This is a genomic window from Brucella tritici (genome assembly GCF_008932295.1).
In the GTDB taxonomy this organism is placed as follows: domain Bacteria; phylum Pseudomonadota; class Alphaproteobacteria; order Rhizobiales; family Rhizobiaceae; genus Brucella; species Brucella tritici.
On sequence record NZ_WBWA01000044.1, the window covers coordinates 1 to 17,807 of the forward strand.

The following is a 17,807-nucleotide window of genomic DNA, read 5'->3' on the forward strand; positions in this document are numbered from 1 at the left end:
CTTGACCGGCAGACGCCGGATCAGGTCTACTTCAACGCGCTGACACCAATGATGGTGGCGGCATAATCGCGGCGGAAATCCACTTAACGAAACGCCCGAAACTGTTCAGACAAACCGAACCACCTCTCTGATCACTTTGGCGACGCGCTCATCAGGCCACCGCACAACAAGCACATACCAAATCAAAACGAAACTGTAATGCATCTAGACGGGAGCACGAGGGGAGTGTGTCTCTGAATTAGTCACTAGGGGCATCAAGAGAAGGTTAATCTATCTCTATTATTGAAGGGCCTACCAACATCGCTGGCCGCTTCATGTTAGAGGGTGAATATGTTTTCAGATTTTATTATTGGGTCAGCGGTGGGATTAACTGTAATGATAGCTCATCTCGCATCTACGCTAATAATATACTATCTTGTTCACTTGATTGGGAAAAAGATAAGCGAGAATAGAATACTATTTCTTGTGCTATCTCTTGTCGCATTATATTTCGTTTTGTTTATATGCGTTTGTATGAGCGTTAGTATATGGGCGATAACATATTATCAAATGGGGTTTGCTGGTAATTTTAGTGATGCTTTCTACACCGCTATGCTTAATTACACGACTCTCGGGCCTGGCGGTACAAAGGAAATTACAAAAACGCGCCTCTTTGGGCCTATGACCGCGGCGAGTGGTATTTTGATGTTTGGTTGGGCTGTAGCATTAATGGTCTATACAATTCAATTGCACCTCCCAACTATACTCAAAGAAAAATGGGGGCCGACTAAGAGCCCTCATTGAGAAAAAACACCTTTTGGGTGTCCGAAAACCGTTTCACATTTTTCGGATGCGCTCTAAATTGCTTTCTGTCTGCATTTCACTCTTTACTTCAGAAGTATGTCCGTTGCATCGGGAATATTCATGCTCGATATTGTCTCGAGCGAAGCCACTTTGACGGCTGCAACACTAAATAATCGTTCAAGATCGAATTTGACGAAATTCAGACCGCTATAGGTACGCACATAGAATTCATTTTTATTGAGATCGGCAAGCACCGTCCATGAAGTATATTCTGTCTTGTATTCCTGCTGAGTGGGGGTCGAAATGCCTTCAATATTCAACCCACCAGACTGAGCAGGGTCAATAGTCAGACCACGCGGGCGGTCAAAATTGTTCATGATATGCGCAAGTGCGCGGATTGCTTTGTCGGGCTCTGCTTTTTCAGCGAATGTCGAGTAATAGGCTGCGCGTACAAACCGCCCGACCGAAGTGTTTGATGCCGGCAGCCCAGCCGTTGCAATTCCGGAATCCGGTTGAGCAACCTCCAGTTCACCAAATTTGCCAGTCGACTGGTCCAGATTGGTCAGAAAAGTATAATTATTCAGGTTGGTAAGATGCCAAGTGAACTCAGGGCCATTCGTCATCACACCAACAGGGTTATCATACACATTCTGTTTTTCACTCGAAAACTCTATCACTATTGAGCTTCCAGACCTGTCATGAACAACGAAATGAAAAGGCGTTTTTGCACCATGCAACGGTGCAAGTGATGTCAAAATAACAGTCTCATCAGAGAGCTTTTCTTTAATCTCACTAGCAGTTTCGAACTGACCAAGCACCCATGCGCCTAAATCAATTGCAGCAAGCATTGCTTTTGTTTTGGCTGCATTGTCGGCTGGTCCTGATGCTCCCGCGTAAGCGAGCACACTAAAAGTCAAACCTTTTTCATTGACCCCTTCAACAATTTTGAGATCAGCAAGGCTGCCGTTGGGCACAGCAATTGCAAAAATTGAATATTTTGTCTCAAATTCGAGTGGATTATGGCCGTCTACAACTGATGTAAACTGATGTCCTTTCGGGATCGACGCAACAACATATGGTAATTCCATAGACAGTTCCATGGTGCGTCCAGCATACGCACCGGCATTTGCATCCCGAAATAAAAGAGCCGTGCATGCAAACCAAAACTCGGATGACATCTGAGGCGTCGGCAAATCAGCAAAAAACGGCAGAATACCTGATAGAAAAGACATTGTATGTGCCCCCGAAAATAGCAAGCCTGTTCATGGTGAAACGCTTATTCTCTAGAGGTATCAGTTGTTTATGGCATATTCAAGCTTTTACAAACTAGAGCGCGTCCATAGAACGCGGAATCGCGTTGAGGATTCCCTTGGTTGCCGAATTCTGATTCCATCGGTTTATCAAGTGAATTTCCAAACACATGTTGGGCTTCAAGGCATTTCATTCAGCCGCAGCGACAATCGCGGGCATCGAAGTGGCAGATATGATCCGCAAGAACCAATGTGCCAATGACAACCGCTCGCCATTCGAGGTCCTTGCGGAGCTTGCAGCATAATTGCGTCTGAAGATCAGGCCGCTTTTAACCTGATGAAAAATTTGCGACATAACCATAGTGAGAGCACTTCGGCAGAAAACACCCGCAGTAAGTGTATCGGGAGCAACTTTCGCCTGTACGCAGGATGCTTTCGAAAGCTTCAGACGAAGTTAGGCAGAAAGGACTTAGTAAATCGAGCAGAATTCGGAATAATCAGTCAGGCATTCTACATGTCATTGATCATGCCGCTTGAAGCCGCTTATCAATTTTCGTAGCTTCGCATCGGGTTCAAGAATCGGCGGTTTACCCGTTGTGGGCAGAAATAGGTAGCGGAGACCCTAGCGCGTGTCAGGTCCGTCATTCTCTTTATTTGGGGCATATTTTCCTTCATGGATGCTTTGTCTTTTAATCGCAATAATCATCACACTGTTACTTAGGGTTGTGTTTATTCGTTTTGGCGTGGATGACCTTCTTCCATTTCGCCTGACGGCATATACCGCACTCGCAATAGCGGTCGCCTGCGGCCTTGCTTTATTTGTGTATGGGCGATGATATGACGAGCAACGCTTATAGCAAAAGAGAATTCAGTATCGTCGGTGTGATCATAACCGGCACTCTCATCATCGCCGCCTTTGCGATGGCATGGCTTTATCTTCGTGATGCGCACAATAATCCCCTTTCGGACGACGCTGTGATTGGCGCCAATCTCGTCAATATTGCAGCAACTGTTCCGGGCAGAATTGTTTCGATTGCGGTTCAGGAGAACCAGTCCGTAAAGAAAGGCGATATGCTTTTCTCCATCGACCCCAAACCTCTTCGGCTTCTGGTGGAGCAAACAACTGCTGATCTTGCGATCGCTGAAGCAGCGCTTGATTCCCAAAGACGTGCTGTGAAGGCAGAATCGCAGAATGCTTTGATTGCAGGCCAGCAAGTTGCGCGCGCCCGAACAAATCTGGATCTCGCGGAAGCGACGCTTAAGCGACTTGAGGCACTGGGTCCGAAAGGTTACGTCACTCGCCAGCAGATTGATGACGCCAGGACAGTGCGTAACGATGCTCAGATCAGTCTGATACAAGCACGGAAGCAGGCTGAGGCGGCCGATGTTTTGGTTGGTACGCTCGATAGTGCCCAGGCGCTTGTGCGCGCAAGGCAGGCGGCGCTGGCATTGGCCCAGCATAATCTCGACAACAGCGTCGTACGCTCGCCCCACGATGGTCGTATTGTCGGTGTGCTCAACGGCACCGGGCAGATTATTGCTCCGGGCCAATCTGTTTTCACCCTCATCGACACATCCAGCTGGTTTGCGTCAGCCACCTTTCCAGAGACCGAACTTGCCGGCATCAAAGTGGGCGATTGCGCTCATGTGCGAATTCTTGCCAACAGCTCCATCATTGTCAAAGGCACGGTTGAAGGTATTGGCTGGGGTGTCTCGTCAGAGGGTCTTATCAACATTCCACGCAATCTGCCCTATGTTCCCAAAAACCTCAATTGGGTGCGAATTGCCCAGCGCTTTCCGGTGCGTATTAAACTGATCAATCCGCCAGAAGAGTTGGCGCGGTCGGGAGCATCAGCTGTTGTGACAGTGTTACATGGCAACAAGTGCTAGAACGACAACCCGGGGTGTGGTCCGCGAAAGTTTAGCAGATCTGGCACCATTTCCCGGGCGCCTTGCAACGTCCTGGCGAGTTGCAGCAGTATGCGCGCTGGTTGCTGGCATCGCCATGATGTTTCAGATCCCGGAATCCGCGATCAGCTGCTATCTCGTTATATTCCTGATGAAGGCCGATGGGGCCGAAAACACCATCATCGCGACCGCTGCCATCATCGCGATTACTTTGCTTGTTGCTCTAATGATCCCCGTGCTGCAGTGGACCGTTGAATCGGCGCTGCTGCGTATCCTTGTAATGATCATCGTATCGTTCATTTTCATTTTCATCGGTGCAGCAAGTAAGCTTGGTGAAGGGGGCAGCATCGTTGCTTTGATCATTGCGTTCATTCTCAGCCTGGTGAATGAAGTTCCGATCAACGGCGTGATTTCATTTGCTCTGCGCTATGCCTGGGAGATGGCAATTCTCCCGATGTTTGTAATTGCAGGCTTCAGCCTGTTTTTCGGGCGCTGGAGCCTATCCTTGCTGCGTGCGGAACTTCGCTGCCGCTTGCTGGTTGCGCGTAATGCCCTGTTTTTGAAAAGTCCTGGCTCCTCGCTCCCATTGCAGGAAAAGCTGGGCACAGCCAATGACGATGCGAACAAGCAGGCAATGCTTGTTAAAATTTTGCATCAGACTTCTCGTGCGAAAGCAGCCAGAATTCAGTTCGACATTCCCGCTTCCTATCAGTTGCTTTTTGCGGTATCGGCTCTTCCGTCTGACACAACCGACGAGAACAAAAAAGAGTATGTTGAGCACATAGATGAAATGATTGAAGCTCTTGATAAGGGTGCGGAAATTCCGTCGCCTGAGCAGGATCTTGGACCGTTACATAGCAGACAGGAAGCAGGTATTCTGCAGGCTTTTCGCAGTATCGCGGGCAGCGAGAATACCACCTATAGCAAAGGAACCGGCGGCAGCTTTTTTGCTCAGGATGCCTTTACCAATCCGGTCTACCAGCGTTTTGCGCTCAAGACCACATTGGCAGCAATTCTCTGCTACATGTTCTACGCCGCGATAAACTGGCAAGGCATCCACACTGCGATGGTGACATGCTATGTTGCAGCCATGGGAACTGCGGGAGACACAATTCATAAACTTGCTTTGCGCATTACGGGTTGTCTGATTGGTGCAGCAATCGGTATTGTTTCGCTCATCTATCTCATGCCGCAACTGGAATCGGTCGGCGGTCTGATGCTACTTGTTTTTTGTGTTGCTCTCTTTGCCGCCTGGGTAACAGCGGGGAGCGAGAAAGTCTCTTATGGTGGCGTTCAGATTGGTCTCGCTTTCACACTCACTGTTCTGCAGGGTTTCGACCCAACAACCGATATGGACACGGCCCGCGACCGTATCATTGGTATTCTGGTTGGTAACTTTGCAGTCTATATCATATCGACCCTGGTATGGCCGACACCGGTTACAACAGTCATTCGTCGAAAGCTTGCTGATGCCGCACGAAAAGTAGCCGAAATTGCTGCAGCACCCGAAAACCAGCGTATGGACATGATTTCGACTGTCGCAGAAACCGAATGCCTCCTCAACGAGGTGCGCTATTGCTTTTATCTGCTGCCTTTCGAACCGTCCGGCTTAAGACCGTCTGCTAAGCTTGAAAAAACATTCAATGTTGCGGTCGACCAGCTTGCCTCGTTGAACAAGGACGTCTACTTCTCTTCTGAAGCGATACCCGATGCTGTGGCCAGATTGAATGTCTTATCATTGCAAATCGGATCGATCGGCAGGCAAGAAGAAGCTTTATCGGACGATACGACTTCTTTGGTGGCTGAGGTGAAAACTGCAGGGGCAAAGCAAATCGACATGCATCTTACACATCTGGAACGAGCTTTAGCGGATGGTAAGGTATGATCAAACTAGCAAAGCCCTATGCCGTATTTTTGACTTTCATTTCGGCCGTAGCGCTTAGTGGCTGCGCGACAGATGCACTGAAGCTTGCTCCCGAAGCCGCCGATAAGCCCTGGAAAGAAGCCGGAAAACCCGGAACACCCTCCCCCGGCCCCAGTGAAGCAAAAGATTTCGGTGTCACAGCCAATCCAGAACTTGCTTTAATTTCCAGCCCTGTGTCCGTCAATACAGATGCGGAATATGATCTGGCGCAATTGATCGACATTGCGCAGCGCAGTAATCCCACCACACGAAATGCATGGGAAAAAGCGCGTCAGGCAGCCCTTGCGGTGGGGATGGTCGAGGCAACGATGTTACCGATCATCACCGCCAATGTGATTGGAGGAGCTCAGAAAACGACCACCCCTGTCGATGTCCCGCTGATTGGACGTCGAGATCTCGATACCATCTTGAAAGGGGTTACGCCGTCGGTGGCGCTGCAATGGCTGGTTTTCGATTTTGGCCAGCGGGCCGCCTTGGCAGATGCTGCAAAACAAGTTTCATTTGCGGCCAACGTAACCTTTAACGCCATGCATCAGAAGGTCATTTTTGACGTGGCGCGCACATATTATGAGCATTGCGCATCGGTTGCAGCCTCTCGGATCGCGGAACAAGCCCTGCGCAACAGCAAAGCGGTGCTGGCTGCAGTTCAGGCAAAATTGAATGAAGGCCGTGCGACGACCGTTGAACTGGCACTCGCCCGCCAACAAGTCGCACAGTCGGAATTGAGAATCGTCAGGGCACAGGGCCAGCAGCAAGATACCTATCAGGCGCTACTCGCCGCCATGGGTGTGAATGCTATGGTCAAGATCAGGGTCGAGGGCTCGATGAAGCAGAAACTGCCTGCAAGTTTTGACGGTGTGACGCAGTCGGTTCTGGAAACAGCATTGTCGCGGCGCCCGGATGTAATTGCAAGCTATGCGGCGTTGCAGGCGAGCAAATCTGGCGTCAAGGTTGCACAAGCCGAGTTCATGCCAAAGGTTTTCGTCGCAGGCACTCTCGCATCCACTTCCAACAGCTTTAATGCTGGCAGCCTGCCGTCTATCGGCAATCAGTCGTCAGGCGCCGGCATTCTCGTCGGCGCGACAGTTCCACTTTTTGATGGTGGTCTTCGCGCTGCACAGTTGAAAAATGCGCAATCTACACAAAGCGCCGCGACGGAAACGTTTCGAAAGATTCAATTGGACGCAGTTGCGGAAATTGTCGTTGCATCGAATGCCTTGAAAGCGGCCCTCGCCGCCAATAAAGCCGCTGGTGTTCTTGTCCAGACGTCGGCAACTGCATTTGACGCTGCACTCGAGTCCTATAAAAATGGTCTAGGCACGATTACGGTTGTAAACGAGACCAACAACGCTCTGCTTGATGCGAAACTCGCACAGACCGATGCTCAGGCAGGAGCGCGTATTGCTGCCGCCAATCTGGCATTCTTTACCGGCGCGCTGACATCAAGCAAAGCCCTTACTGGCGTGAATAATGAGTATTGAACTGCTCGTTGCACATGCGTAAATACGAAGCATAATGGCATCAGCTGGTTATGTCGCAAATTTTTCATCAGGTTAAAAGCGGCCTGATCTTCAGACGCAATTATGCTGCAAGCTCCGCAAGGACCTCGAATGGCGAGCGGTTGTCATTGGCACATTGGTTCTTGCGGATCATATCTGCCACTTCGATGCCCGCGATTGTCGCTGCGGCTGAATGAAATGAGAACCGGTTGCGACAGGGTGGAAAGCCCATCACCATCCGCTCCAGTAAATACATGAACAACGCCATCGAGCAGGACATCGCCGGGTCAAACGACGGGTACGATGCGTGCTCGGCTTCAAGTCCGAAGCCGCCGCCGGCATCACTCTGGCTGGTATTGAGCTCGTTCACATGATGCGAAAGCTGCAAGGCAATTTCGGGTCAACCGCACCGCTTTCACTCAAACAACAATTCACAGCACTTGCAGCATAGTTGCGTCCAGCGGTTGGCCGTGCTTTGCCCCACCGAAATTTTCGCAAATGGTTCAACAAGGAAAGCCTAGAGCGTTTCATCTTTTGACGGAACCATATCCGGCATTTTCGAGATAGTTTTGGCATTCGGCGGGCTGGCTGGTTTCGACCAACCTGCCGATATGACGCCATGTGTCGTGGATGGTGCGCTTTTGTGCATTTCTCATCCAATGCTTAATCTTGGAGAAGGCCTGTTCGATCGGATTAAGGTCCGGCGAATAAGGTGGCAGGAACCAGAGCCGCGCACCGGCGGCTTTGATCAATTGGCGGATGGTTGCCGACTTGTGGCTGCCGAGATTATCCATGACGACGATGGGCTGTGTCGCAAATTTTTCACTTTTGGTGATCTATGTCATTATCAGTACGGGAAACTGCATGAGGTCTTAGCGGGTGACAGTGGATTTCAAGGGAGCTCATTTCCCCACAAGTGTCATTCTTTATGCTGTGTTCTTTTATGTCCGTTATCCAGTTTCCTATCGCGATCTTCAGGAAATCATGGCTGAACGTGGTGTCGATGTTGACCATGCAACACTGAACCGATGGGTTGTACGATATTCTCCACAGATTGCAGAGCAGGCACAGAAACGTAAGCGTTTAACTCTTGGCTCATGGCGTATTGACGAGACTTATATAAAGGTCAAAGGGAAATGGACCTATCTGTATAGGGCTGTTGATCGTGACGGCCAAACCTTGGAATTTATGCTCTCTGAGCGCCGAAATCTTAGTGCGGCAAGGCGTTTCTTTAAAAAAGCCATCGCAAGCAATGGTGTTCCGCACAAGGTTGTCATTGATAAAAGCGGGGCTAACCTGGCCGGTGCACAGGCTGCAAACACGATCCTGAAAATCACTGGTGTCGGCATGATGTTTGAAATTCTTCAGGTGAAATATCTCAACAATATTCTTGAGCAAGATCATCGGTTCATCAAGAAGATCACCAAGCCAATGATGGGCTTCAAGGCGTTTCACAGCGCATCAGCGACAATCGCGGGCATTGAAGTGGCACATATGATCCGCAAAGGCCAATTCGCAAACAACAACCATTCGCCTTTTCAGGTCTTTGCAGAGCTCGCAGCATAATTGTGCCCAGTGATAAGGCGCACTTAACCAGCACAAAATTTTGCGACAGAACCACATGATCTCCAACGGCAAATTTTGACATGGCTTTCCCTCAAGGCACCTATGCTTGCGACTGCTTATAATTGAATCTGGACCAGAAGCCTTGAAAATCAACCCTTCGCAAATCTTGCAAATTCATTGATTTCGTTATTTCCGTTTATTATCTGTGCCGTATCCAAAGTGGATAAGGGGCGACATTTAACCATTTAAAGTTGGCACCGGACGAGATCGGCAGAAGGATTTTGGAACACCTTCACTGTTCAGATTGTGATAGATCACTGCTTCGTCGGCAATTAATCCAATTATCTTGCCGCTTTATGAGATATGTATTGAAATCATGTTCGGCTTGACTCTTTTGGCACTGACGCTTCCAGGGTTCCGCATATTCATTTTCCTGGTGAATAGTATCGGATTCTCTCGCCACCGTAGAAATTACAGGATGACGGATTAACCATATGCGCTTGACGCTTTATACGGACTTCTCGCTTCGCGTCTTGATCCATCTGGCACTTCACGAGGATCGCCTGTGCTCGATTGGAGAAATTGCAAACGCATATTCGATTTCCCACAACCATTTGATGAAAGTCGTCAATGGTCTTGTGAGCGGCGGTTTCATTGAAACTGTTCGCGGCCGAAGCGGAGGCCTGCGTCTGGCGCGTGCTGCGAAGATGATATCGGTCGGCGCCGTTGTCCGACATACTGAAGAAGGGCTCCATCAACTGGCAGATTGCCCGGAATGCGCACTTTCACCCGCTTGCGGCCTCACAGGCGTGCTCGCTCAGGGGGTTGAAGCGATGCTTCGTGTCTTCGATAGCTATACGGTTGAAGACCTGCTGACGGACAAGATAGTCATGCGCCGATTAACTGAACGCAAGCCGCCGCTGGGCTTTGACCTGGTGGAATAGTCCGGGGAACGGGCTTTCACCCGTTCCATACTTTGTCGTCGCACAACGTTCGAGGGCGACCTCACGCTGCCAGGAGTTCGTCGGCAGGTCCGAAAAATTCATAGTGAATTCGCTCGGAAGGCACACCAGCAAGCGAGAGCGCTGACACGGCGGCACGCATAAACAGTCGCGGTCCACAAATATAGTAGTCGGCGTTTGTCACTGGCGTGTGGTTGATGAGCCATTCATCGGTTATCAGTCCCGCGTAATCGTAGTCATCGCCCGCATTTTCACCGGCAAGTGGCGTCTGATGAAAATCGCTCACACGAATATCGCTGCCCTTAGCCGCAAGCGCACGTACATGATCGCGCATCGCGTGGGTCTCACGGTTATGTGTCCCGTGAATATATTGCGTTGGAAGTGCGGGATGTTGATCGGCAATGGTTTCGAGCATAGCGACCATTGGCGTAAGCCCCACGCCGCCAGATAACAGGACAACCGGGCGGGTCGGCTGTTCGGCGAGGAAGAATTCACCTGCTGGCGCTGCCACCTTGATGACGGTACCAACGCTTGCCTGATCGTGAAGCCAGCTCGAGGCTGCACCACCCGGCTCCTTTTTGACCGAGATGCGATAGGTCTTGCCGTTGGTTGCACTTGAAATGGAGTAGTTTCGCTTGATTGGCGCCTGATTGTCGATTTCAAACCAGAAAGTCAGATACTGGCCCGGCTTGTGCTCCATGACCGGCCCGCCATCCACGGGGCGGAGAACGAACGACGATATGGTGCTGCTCTCACGAATAATTTCTTCAATACGAAAATCCCGCCAACCATTCCAACCGCCATCGGCGACTTTCTGCTCGTCATAGATACGATTTTCCCGCGCCATCAATATGTTCGCCAGGAACCAATAAGCTTCTCCCCAGGCTTCCAGAACTTCATCCGTTGCAGCGTCGCCTAAAACAGCTTTGATCGCACCCAGCAGCGCCTCGCCCACATGCGGGTAGTGTTCCGGCAGGATCTGAAGGCCGACATGCTTTTGTGCGATCCGCTCCACTGCCGGAGCCAGCGCACCCAGATTGTCGATATTACCGGCATATGCAAGAATGGCTCCCGCCAGCGCCCTGGGCTGCGATGAGGCGTCGCCATGGTGAGACTGGTTGAACAAATCCCTGATCTCAGAGTTCTGGAACATGCGCGAATACATCTCATGAACAATATCAAGTCCATGGGCGTTAAGCGCGGGAACGGTAGCCTTGACGATAGCAACCGTGTTTTCCTTCAGTGTCTGCGACATGTGTGTCTCCGTATCAAATGCATGTCAGGCGGCCCGATCATTCTCCGGCCTTGTTGCGCATTTCGACGGTAAGGTCGCCGGAATGCGCGTTACATAATAAAATCATGTATCTAATATGCATCTATATGCTTGAGCGGAGGCACGCAAGAAATTTGCGTCGATTAATAATCTCGACGGCAGAACTATCATCAAAATCGTGTGAACCAATATTGTCGTTATGAAGCTGGCGATAGCTATTAAGGCGTCAGGCCATAGTCCCTCAATTTTGTGCCACAACAACAGCACCTGCCTCGATATGAATGCAGGAATTGAAAGAAGCTTGCGGTATGCGCTTGGAGCACCACCGCGACGCAAACCGTGCGAACTGTGGCGTAAGAGGTATTATTCCGAACGGTCGGCAAGCGAGCATTACCTATCCGCTCGCCGACAAATGTTCGCGAGCTTCATCAAGAAGGATCGAGGAACTTGACAGCGAGTTAGTCGGATAGGCTGATGGCTAACGCCTGCTTCAAATCCGCGATTAGATCAGATTCTGCTTCAATACCAACTGACACCCGCACAAGATTATCACGGATACCTGCAGCCAATCTCGCTTCTTGTCCCATTCCCGCATGGGTCATGGTTGCTGGATGCGCAACCAGGCTCTCAACGCCGCCTAATGATTCAGCAAGCGTAAAAATCTGAACCGCTTCCAGGAAAGACCGGACACGTGTTAAGCCACCGTGCAGTTCAAAACTGAGCATCGCGCCATAACCCTTTTGCTGGCGTGTCGCTATTTCATGTCCAGGATGTTGTTCCAGGCCTGGATAATACACTTCCTTGACAGCCGGATGCCCGGCGAGAAACGCGGCAATAGCCATAGCGTTTCTCACCTGATGTTCAATGCGAGGGAAAAGGGTACGAATACCTCGCAATGTAAGATAGGCATCAAAGGGAGACGCAGTCACGCCGGTCAGATTTGCCCAGAACCGTAGCTGCTCCGTATCGGCCAATGTCGCGCAGACAACTGCCCCGCCAACCACGTCTGAATGTCCGTTGAGATATTTGGTCGTGGAATGGATGACAAAATCCGCACCTAGAGAAATCGGATTCTGCAAGGCAGGTGACAGAAAGGTATTATCGACGGCTACTCTTGCACCGACCTTCTTTGCCTGATCTGCGATTGCCGCAACATCAACAACTCGCATCAACGGGTTGGAGGGAGTTTCAACGATCAGCAACTTTGGTCGATGCGAAAGCGTCGATGCCACAGCCTGTGCATCTGACTGGTCGACAAGTTCCAGTTTGAAATAGCCTTTATCGCGCAGCATAGTAAGCAATCTGTATGTGCCCCCGTAACAATCATGGGGCGCAACAACGAGATCGCCAGGAGCAACAGTGGATAAAATCAGATTGACAGCCGCCATTCCCGAACTCACAACAATCGCTCCGGCCCCTTTCTCCAGCTTTGCGATTGTATCTGCGAGCAAATCCCGTCCGGGGTTGGCCGTGCGGCTATACTCATAACCTCGATGCGCATCAAAGCCCGTAAATGCAAAAGTGCTACTGAGATAAAGCGGCGGCGTCACAGCGCCAAAACTGGTATCTGACGCTACGCCGTGTGCTGCGGCAATAGTTTTTGCATTACGCTCGCTCATCCGATCTGCTTTCCATTTCATTCTTGTGCTTGCAACTTTAACCAAGGCGCCACAATTGGTCGTTATGCATTCAAGGGGTTCGATCGCTCATCTATATCCCGTGCGTTGACTGATTGGCTACTCAACGGGCTATTAACCAGGAAACATGGTGAACACCGGGGCAACCTCCGCCTCGAACTTTATGACATTTCCTAATCTTCCAGATAAACCATTCTCGCTTATTAACCGGTGCAGTTAAACGCCGATTTAATTGTCCCGATAATCGGCTCGAAGGCTCCTGACGCAATGTCACGGACGAGCAAACGACCTTCGGCAACGCCGAAAAATGCGCCATGTAGTTTCAGTTTGTCTTCGTCCACGCGTCTTTTCACCCATGGAAAAGTCATCAGATTCCGCAAGCTCAGTTCGACCGAGGCGAATTCAAGTCTGCGAAGATACTCACCGTGGTCATGATGATGCTTTTCGCCAAGCGTGTCAGCGGCTGGGGCGATTTGGGACATCCATCGACCAATAAAATCGCCAGGAGACAGCGGCGCCTGTTTGTCAGCGAAAGCACGAATACCACCGCATTGTGCGTGACCGAGCACCACGATGTGTTTTACGTGCAAGGCTTGCACGCCGAACTCCAGTGCCGCGCTTGTGCCGTGCTGCGTTCCGCCGTGAGGCTCAAAAGGAGGAACGATGTTGGCAACGTTTCGAGCGACCAACAATTCGCCGGGGGCTGCATCGAAGATGACCTCCGGAGACACGCGAGAGTCAACGCATCCAATGACCATGATTTCTGGATGTTGACCTTTCTCGGCCAAATCCTTGTAACGCTCGTGCTCGTTACTGAATCGCTTATCCAGGAAAGCTTTATAACCTTCGACCAAACGCTCCGGAAACATTTTTCCTTCTTTCTGACTTATATCATTGTTTGTAGTGCCGTTAGAACGGCGGCTTGCCCAATAAGCTCAATGAACCAGTATATCCGACAGGAACTGTAGACGCTTGCCACGGTTCGCCCAACGCATGTTTGAAAACTGAGTTGAGCGCCGAATAAACTTGTGCGTGAACAAATGGTTTTGCAATGATATGAACCGCGCCGGGTTTGCCGGAGGCTCCAACTTCTGAGAAAGTGGAACCATCATGAGCAAGACAACGAACAAATTTTCACCTGAAGTCCGCGCCCGTGCGGTGCGGATGGTTTTGGATCACGAAGGCGAATATTCCTCGCGGTGGGCAGCGGTTTCCTCGATCGCCGCCAAGATCGGCTGCACGGCGCAGACGCTCAATGAATGGGTGAAGAGGGCCGAAGTGGACAGTGGTTCCCGGCCTGGGCTCCCAAGCGACGTCGCCGAGAAGATGAAGGCTCTGGAGCGGGAGAACCGGGAGCTTCGTCAGGCGAATGAGATATTGCGCAAGGCGTCTGCTTATTTCGCGATGGCGGAGCTCGACCGCCCATTGAAACGATGATTTCCTTCATCGACGAACACCGCTCGGTGTTCGGGGTCGAGCCAATCTGCAGGCTGCTGCCGATTGCCCCGTCAACCTATTACGAGAACGTCGCCAAGCGCCTTGACGTTGACCGCCTGTCGGTCCGCGCCCGCAGCGATATTGCCTTGGGGATTGAGATACGGCGTGTCTTCGAGGCGAACTTCCGCGTCTATGGCGTTCGGAAAGTGTGGCGGCAATTGAAGCGGGAGGGCTTTGACGTCGCCCGCTGCACTGTTGCCCGGCTTATGAGGTCGATGGGCCTGCAAGGTATCATCCGCGGCAAGCCGATCCGTACGACGTTCCCGGACAAGACGGCTCCGAGCCCGCTAGACCGCGTAAAGCGCCAGTTCAAAGCCGCTGCGCCGAACAGGCTCTGGGTTTCGGATTTCACCTATGTCGCCACCTGGCAGGGTTTCGTCTACGTGGCGTTCGTCATCGACGCCTTCGCCCGCCGCATCGTCGGCTGGCGGGTGAGCCGGACGGCGCATGCCGGGTTCGTCCTCGATGCCCTGGAGCAGGCCCTTCATGAGCGGCGTCCCGTTCATGGCGGCGGCCTCGTCCATCACAGCGATCGCGGTGTCCAATACGTCTCGATCAAGTATTCGGAGCGACTGGCCGAGGCGGGAATCGAGCCTTCCGTCGGAAGCGTCGGCGACTCTTACGACAACGCCCTCGCCGAAACGATCAACGGTCTCTACAAGGCCGAGGTCATTCATCGGCGCGGACCATGGCGGAGCTTCGAAGCGGTTGAATTCGCTACTCTGGAATGGGTCGACTGGTTCAACCATCGACGGCTTCTGGAGCCGATCGGCAACATCCCGCCAGCCGAAGCCGAGGAGCAGTATTACGCCATGCTGGACGAACCAGCTATGGCTGCATAACTTAAACCAAACGGCCTCCGGCAAACCCGGTGCGGTTCAATCCGGCAAAAATATTAGGCACGGAGCGATGGCGCGATTGGCTGCTTCGGTGAGAAAGCCGGAGCGCAGGCCGTGCGCTTTGTGGGGAGATTTTCAGCTGTCCCGTTCGAAGCACTCCCCATAGTTGGACATCAGTCGGGAGCAGAAGGACCAATTGGCAATCGATCGAAGGCAATCGACATCGCGATTGCCGTCCTTCAGGCTGAGCTTGAAACCTGTAATGCCGCCTACAAACTTCCACGGAATGGATATTAATTTCGTTCATTGGAAAATATAGTTGATCCAGACAATATCGTAAGTATTTCATCAAATTCCGCAAGCGAAGTAACAGACGATTTATTCCTTTCCTTTGTCATCGCTGTTTGTTATCTTCAATAATTTCTCATTAGGGGGTTCAGTACTAACAGGGGGTGGGTACAATGATCCGTAGCGACGATAAATTCACCGTATTTCAGCGGATACGTTATGCGGTTCTTATCGAAAAGACCCTTAGCGAACCGTTTTCTGCCAAGGACATTCGTCGCTTTGCACGAGGGTGGACCTACACCTGCTATCACTCATTTCTAGCCTACAATTGTTCAGACAAGTTGCCTGAGGAAGAAGCTCTTTTCGTTCGTGTGGAAAGGGGGCGCTACCGTCTTTTATGAGGCTGGCGCTCGTGATAAAGTAGACGCATCTGAGAAGTAGAAGATATGGTCGCGAGAGCGCCAAGGATTAAGCGAACCGTTGACGGGCGCGTTTGATTTTGTGTCCGGTGGCGATCAGCTCCAAGATCTGCAGTGTTGATCACCCTTATCTACGGGATTGTTTCGAGATCCGTTTCGTGAAACTCGTTATCCGTCGCCAGGATCGGCACACGATAATACTTCGCGCACGCGTAATGAACGCAATCTGCCAGATTCAGACCATGACGGCCTTTCCTGTAGGTATTGGCCGCGTGAAGCGAAAGCGTTGTGGTTCGCCTTGCTGGCGGCAGGTCGCAAAGTTCGATGGCGCGTGCGTCCAGAAACTCCATGATAATTGGCTCAACCTGATCGATTGTAAGGTCGAACTTGTCTGGCCGGGATAAGGCGAGGGCGGTTTCCAGAACGGCAAGCGGTGATGTAAAGCGCTTTTTAGCATTCATGATCGCGGTGGAAACGCGTTCGGCTTCTGGTTCGTCGGACAAAACAGCGACGAGGGCGCAAGCGTCAATAAACATGCCGCTCACGATTCCCACATTTCGTCATAGGCTTCCTTCGGTAACGGCTTTTTTGCTGCTTCCTTGCCTGAAACGTGATATTTTTCTCGCAGACGCGCTGCGGTCTGGGCCGGAGTTTCGACGTTCAGACGGCGCTCGATCGCTTCGCGCATGGCAATGACGATCGCGTCGGAAATGCTTACTTTCGCGATCTTTGCGAACTTGCGCGTCAACTGGTCGGCGGTTTCGTTTGTGACATTGATTGCCATGGCTGGCACTCCATGTAGATACTTCTTCACTTTAATGTAGATACTTTTCTCTACATTCGCAACGGGGAACCGGTCGTGCGGGAGAAACGCACGACCGGCCTGCGGCTTATTCAGCCGCTTGGGAAAACTCCGCTGCGTTGTCCTCGCTTTCGGTATCTTCGTCGGCTTCGTCATCCATGGTTTCGGCTGCGGCTTCATCTGCGATCCGAACGGGGACAGGGAGCCATCTGCTACCGAAAACAAGGCGCTCTGCGATTGATACCGCTTCGCTTTCTTCTTGGCCGCACAGACTGACAATTCCGCCTCCTTGCCCTTGGCTTCGGCTACTGCCAGTTCAATCGTCGTCCTGTTGACGTAATTGAACTAGTTGTCGCCGGTCGCCTCGAACCATTCCGACATATCGACGCCAAGCGCCCGTGCCAATTGATCGGCCTGTCCAACATCATTCTTACACGGGCAGAACTTCGGCATAACCGCATTGACCGAATGAGCGGCGGCAAAAGCCAGAAGCGAAAGAAGCATGTTCTGCGGCTGCTCGCGCAGCCAGTCGAACAGGTCATCGGGATTGCCGGGGAGAATGTCGCCGTAGCGATCCGACAGGTCGTTAAAGGCCGACAAGCCCTTGCAGTTCGCAGGGCTGTGTCGCAAAATTTTCACTTCTGCTGAGCTATGTGAGCGTCAGTGCGCATAATTGAGTGAGGCGAATGCGAATGACGGTCGCTTTCAAAGGTACCCATTTTCCAAAAAGTATCATCCTGCATGCAGTCTTCTTTTACGTGCGTTACCCGGTTTCCTATCGTGACCTTCAGGAAATTCTGGCAGTACGCGGCATTGCTGTGGATCATGCGACCTTGAACCGATGGGTTGTCCGGTACTCACCGCTGATCGCTGCCCAGGCGCAATCGCGCAAGCGACCCACGGCCCGTTCCTGGCGTGTTGACGAGACCTATATCAAGGTTCGTGGTCAATGGACCTATCTGTACCGAGCCGTTGACCGAGATGGCCAAACACTGGATTTCATGCTCTCCGAACGCCGGAATCTGGCTGCAGCACGGCGTTTCTTCAAGAAAGCCATCGCAGCCAACGGTGTTCCAGACAAAATTGTCATTGATAAAAGCGGAGCCAATCTGGCCGGAGCACAAGCTGTAAACACAATCCTGAAAATCACCGGTCACAGC

Annotated in this window: 16 protein-coding genes, 4 pseudogenes and 1 other annotated feature; of the genes and pseudogenes, 11 read left to right on the forward strand and 9 right to left on the reverse strand. The window is 51.5% G+C overall.

Annotation, left to right across the window (positions count from 1 at the left end; all coding sequences use genetic code 11):
• Positions 1–866: 866 nt before the first annotated feature.
• Positions 867–2,015 carry a linear amide C-N hydrolase gene (locus F9K91_RS24250; RefSeq protein ID WP_151678958.1) on the reverse strand — a complete coding sequence of 383 codons (1,149 nt, stop codon included), beginning with the start codon at positions 2,013–2,015 and terminating at the stop codon, positions 867–869.
• 188 nt (positions 2,016–2,203) lie between these two features.
• Between F9K91_RS24250 and F9K91_RS24255 the strand changes: the two are divergent.
• The 5 genes and pseudogenes from F9K91_RS24255 to F9K91_RS24275 form a co-directional block, all read left to right on the forward strand.
• A pseudogene (locus tag F9K91_RS24255) lies at positions 2,204–2,338 on the forward strand (IS6 family transposase); the annotation flags it as partial.
• A 324-nt stretch (positions 2,339–2,662) separates the two neighbouring features.
• Complete coding sequence (locus F9K91_RS26760) at positions 2,663–2,869, forward strand: YtcA family lipoprotein (protein ID WP_100557897.1); 207 nt, start codon at positions 2,663–2,665, stop codon at positions 2,867–2,869.
• Between the two features lies 1 nt (position 2,870).
• Complete coding sequence (gene mdtN, locus F9K91_RS24265; protein WP_151678959.1) at positions 2,871–3,923, forward strand: multidrug transporter subunit MdtN; 1,053 nt, start codon at positions 2,871–2,873, stop codon at positions 3,921–3,923.
• Positions 3,907–5,826 (forward strand): FUSC family protein, encoded by a 1,920-nt coding sequence (locus F9K91_RS24270; RefSeq protein WP_151678960.1) that lies wholly within the window; start codon positions 3,907–3,909, stop codon positions 5,824–5,826. Before mdtN ends, F9K91_RS24270 begins: the two co-directional genes overlap by 17 nt.
• The gene (locus F9K91_RS24275) at positions 5,823–7,346 is read left to right on the forward strand and encodes a TolC family protein (protein ID WP_151678961.1); all 1,524 of its coding nucleotides are present in this window, start codon (positions 5,823–5,825) and stop codon (positions 7,344–7,346) included. Before F9K91_RS24270 ends, F9K91_RS24275 begins: the two co-directional genes overlap by 4 nt.
• Positions 7,347–7,446: 100 nt before the next feature.
• Here F9K91_RS24275 and F9K91_RS24280 read toward each other — a convergent pair.
• A pseudogene (locus tag F9K91_RS24280) lies at positions 7,447–7,566 on the reverse strand (IS6 family transposase); the annotation flags it as partial.
• Between F9K91_RS24280 and F9K91_RS26215 the strand changes: the two are divergent.
• Positions 7,565–7,815, forward strand: a pseudogene (locus F9K91_RS26215) (DDE-type integrase/transposase/recombinase); the annotation flags it as partial. The pseudogenes F9K91_RS24280 and F9K91_RS26215 sit on opposite strands and share 2 nt — an antisense overlap.
• 76 nt (positions 7,816–7,891) lie before the next feature.
• Here F9K91_RS26215 and F9K91_RS24290 read toward each other — a convergent pair.
• Positions 7,892–8,167 (reverse strand): annotated as a pseudogene (locus F9K91_RS24290) (transposase); the annotation flags it as partial.
• A 76-nt stretch (positions 8,168–8,243) separates the two neighbouring features.
• On the opposite strand from F9K91_RS24290, the gene F9K91_RS24295 reads away from it, so the two are divergent.
• The gene (locus tag F9K91_RS24295; RefSeq protein WP_024899860.1) at positions 8,244–8,930 is read left to right on the forward strand and encodes an IS6 family transposase; all 687 of its coding nucleotides are present in this window, start codon (positions 8,244–8,246) and stop codon (positions 8,928–8,930) included.
• Between the two features lie 494 nt (positions 8,931–9,424).
• Entirely contained in the window at positions 9,425–9,874 is a 450-nt protein-coding gene (locus tag F9K91_RS24300) for an Rrf2 family transcriptional regulator (RefSeq protein WP_151558783.1), read from the forward strand.
• A gap of 61 nt (positions 9,875–9,935) precedes the next feature.
• On the opposite strand, the gene hmpA is transcribed toward F9K91_RS24300, so the two are convergent.
• The 3 genes from hmpA to F9K91_RS24315 form a co-directional block, all read right to left on the reverse strand.
• The gene (hmpA, locus tag F9K91_RS24305) at positions 9,936–11,147 is read right to left on the reverse strand and encodes an NO-inducible flavohemoprotein (RefSeq protein WP_151558785.1); all 1,212 of its coding nucleotides are present in this window, start codon (positions 11,145–11,147) and stop codon (positions 9,936–9,938) included.
• A gap of 476 nt (positions 11,148–11,623) precedes the next feature.
• The gene (gene metB / locus F9K91_RS24310; protein WP_151558797.1) at positions 11,624–12,784 is read right to left on the reverse strand and encodes a cystathionine gamma-synthase; all 1,161 of its coding nucleotides are present in this window, start codon (positions 12,782–12,784) and stop codon (positions 11,624–11,626) included.
• 221 nt (positions 12,785–13,005) lie between these two features.
• On the reverse strand, positions 13,006–13,671 hold the full coding sequence (locus tag F9K91_RS24315) for a carbonic anhydrase (protein WP_151558799.1): 666 nt from the start codon (positions 13,669–13,671) through the stop codon (positions 13,006–13,008).
• Positions 13,672–13,912: 241 nt separating this feature from the next.
• On the opposite strand from F9K91_RS24315, the gene F9K91_RS24320 reads away from it, so the two are divergent.
• Positions 13,913–15,141 (forward strand): IS3 family transposase gene (locus F9K91_RS24320; RefSeq protein ID WP_109989938.1). Its coding sequence is split into 2 segments (ribosomal slippage): positions 13,913–14,207 and positions 14,207–15,141, totalling 1,230 coding nucleotides; the frame shifts between segments, so codons are not numbered across the junction.
• Positions 14,194–14,310, forward strand: a sequence feature (AL1L pseudoknot). (Overlaps the previous gene by 117 nt.)
• 458 nt (positions 15,142–15,599) lie before the next feature.
• Complete coding sequence (locus tag F9K91_RS24325; RefSeq protein ID WP_084486910.1) at positions 15,600–15,827, forward strand: hypothetical protein; 228 nt, start codon at positions 15,600–15,602, stop codon at positions 15,825–15,827.
• A gap of 149 nt (positions 15,828–15,976) precedes the next feature.
• On the opposite strand, the gene F9K91_RS24330 is transcribed toward F9K91_RS24325, so the two are convergent.
• From F9K91_RS24330 to F9K91_RS26220, 3 genes are all read right to left on the reverse strand, one after another.
• Positions 15,977–16,381, reverse strand: coding sequence for a type II toxin-antitoxin system VapC family toxin (locus F9K91_RS24330; protein ID WP_151558905.1), 405 nt, complete (start codon positions 16,379–16,381; stop codon positions 15,977–15,979).
• Between the two features lie 5 nt (positions 16,382–16,386).
• Complete coding sequence (locus F9K91_RS24335; protein ID WP_024899204.1) at positions 16,387–16,629, reverse strand: type II toxin-antitoxin system VapB family antitoxin; 243 nt, start codon at positions 16,627–16,629, stop codon at positions 16,387–16,389.
• Positions 16,630–16,992: 363 nt separating this feature from the next.
• Positions 16,993–17,277 (reverse strand): hypothetical protein, encoded by a 285-nt coding sequence (locus F9K91_RS26220; RefSeq protein WP_192799350.1) that lies wholly within the window; start codon positions 17,275–17,277, stop codon positions 16,993–16,995.
• Positions 17,278–17,339: 62 nt separating this feature from the next.
• Here F9K91_RS26220 and F9K91_RS24345 point away from each other — a divergent pair.
• A partial coding sequence (locus tag F9K91_RS24345; protein ID WP_151678962.1) for an IS6 family transposase occupies positions 17,340–17,807 on the forward strand: 468 nt, incomplete at its 3' end.

What these genes read in the sequence shown, in the direction of transcription:
- F9K91_RS24250 (WP_151678958.1), bottom strand. Translation starts at nt 2,015, where the DNA reads ATGTCTTTTCTATCAGGTATTCTGCCGTTTTTTGCTGATTTGCCGACG.
- mdtN (WP_151678959.1), top strand. Translation starts at nt 2,871, where the DNA reads ATGACGAGCAACGCTTATAGCAAAAGAGAATTCAGTATCGTCGGTGTG.
- F9K91_RS24270 (WP_151678960.1), top strand. Translation starts at nt 3,907, where the DNA reads ATGGCAACAAGTGCTAGAACGACAACCCGGGGTGTGGTCCGCGAAAGT.
- F9K91_RS24275 (WP_151678961.1), top strand. Translation starts at nt 5,823, where the DNA reads ATGATCAAACTAGCAAAGCCCTATGCCGTATTTTTGACTTTCATTTCG.
- F9K91_RS24300 (WP_151558783.1), top strand. Translation starts at nt 9,425, where the DNA reads ATGCGCTTGACGCTTTATACGGACTTCTCGCTTCGCGTCTTGATCCAT.
- hmpA (WP_151558785.1), bottom strand. Translation starts at nt 11,147, where the DNA reads ATGTCGCAGACACTGAAGGAAAACACGGTTGCTATCGTCAAGGCTACC.
- metB (WP_151558797.1), bottom strand. Translation starts at nt 12,784, where the DNA reads ATGAGCGAGCGTAATGCAAAAACTATTGCCGCAGCACACGGCGTAGCG.
- F9K91_RS24315 (WP_151558799.1), bottom strand. Translation starts at nt 13,671, where the DNA reads ATGTTTCCGGAGCGTTTGGTCGAAGGTTATAAAGCTTTCCTGGATAAG.
- F9K91_RS24325 (WP_084486910.1), top strand. Translation starts at nt 15,600, where the DNA reads ATGATCCGTAGCGACGATAAATTCACCGTATTTCAGCGGATACGTTAT.
- F9K91_RS24330 (WP_151558905.1), bottom strand. Translation starts at nt 16,381, where the DNA reads ATGTTTATTGACGCTTGCGCCCTCGTCGCTGTTTTGTCCGACGAACCA.
- F9K91_RS24335 (WP_024899204.1), bottom strand. Translation starts at nt 16,629, where the DNA reads ATGGCAATCAATGTCACAAACGAAACCGCCGACCAGTTGACGCGCAAG.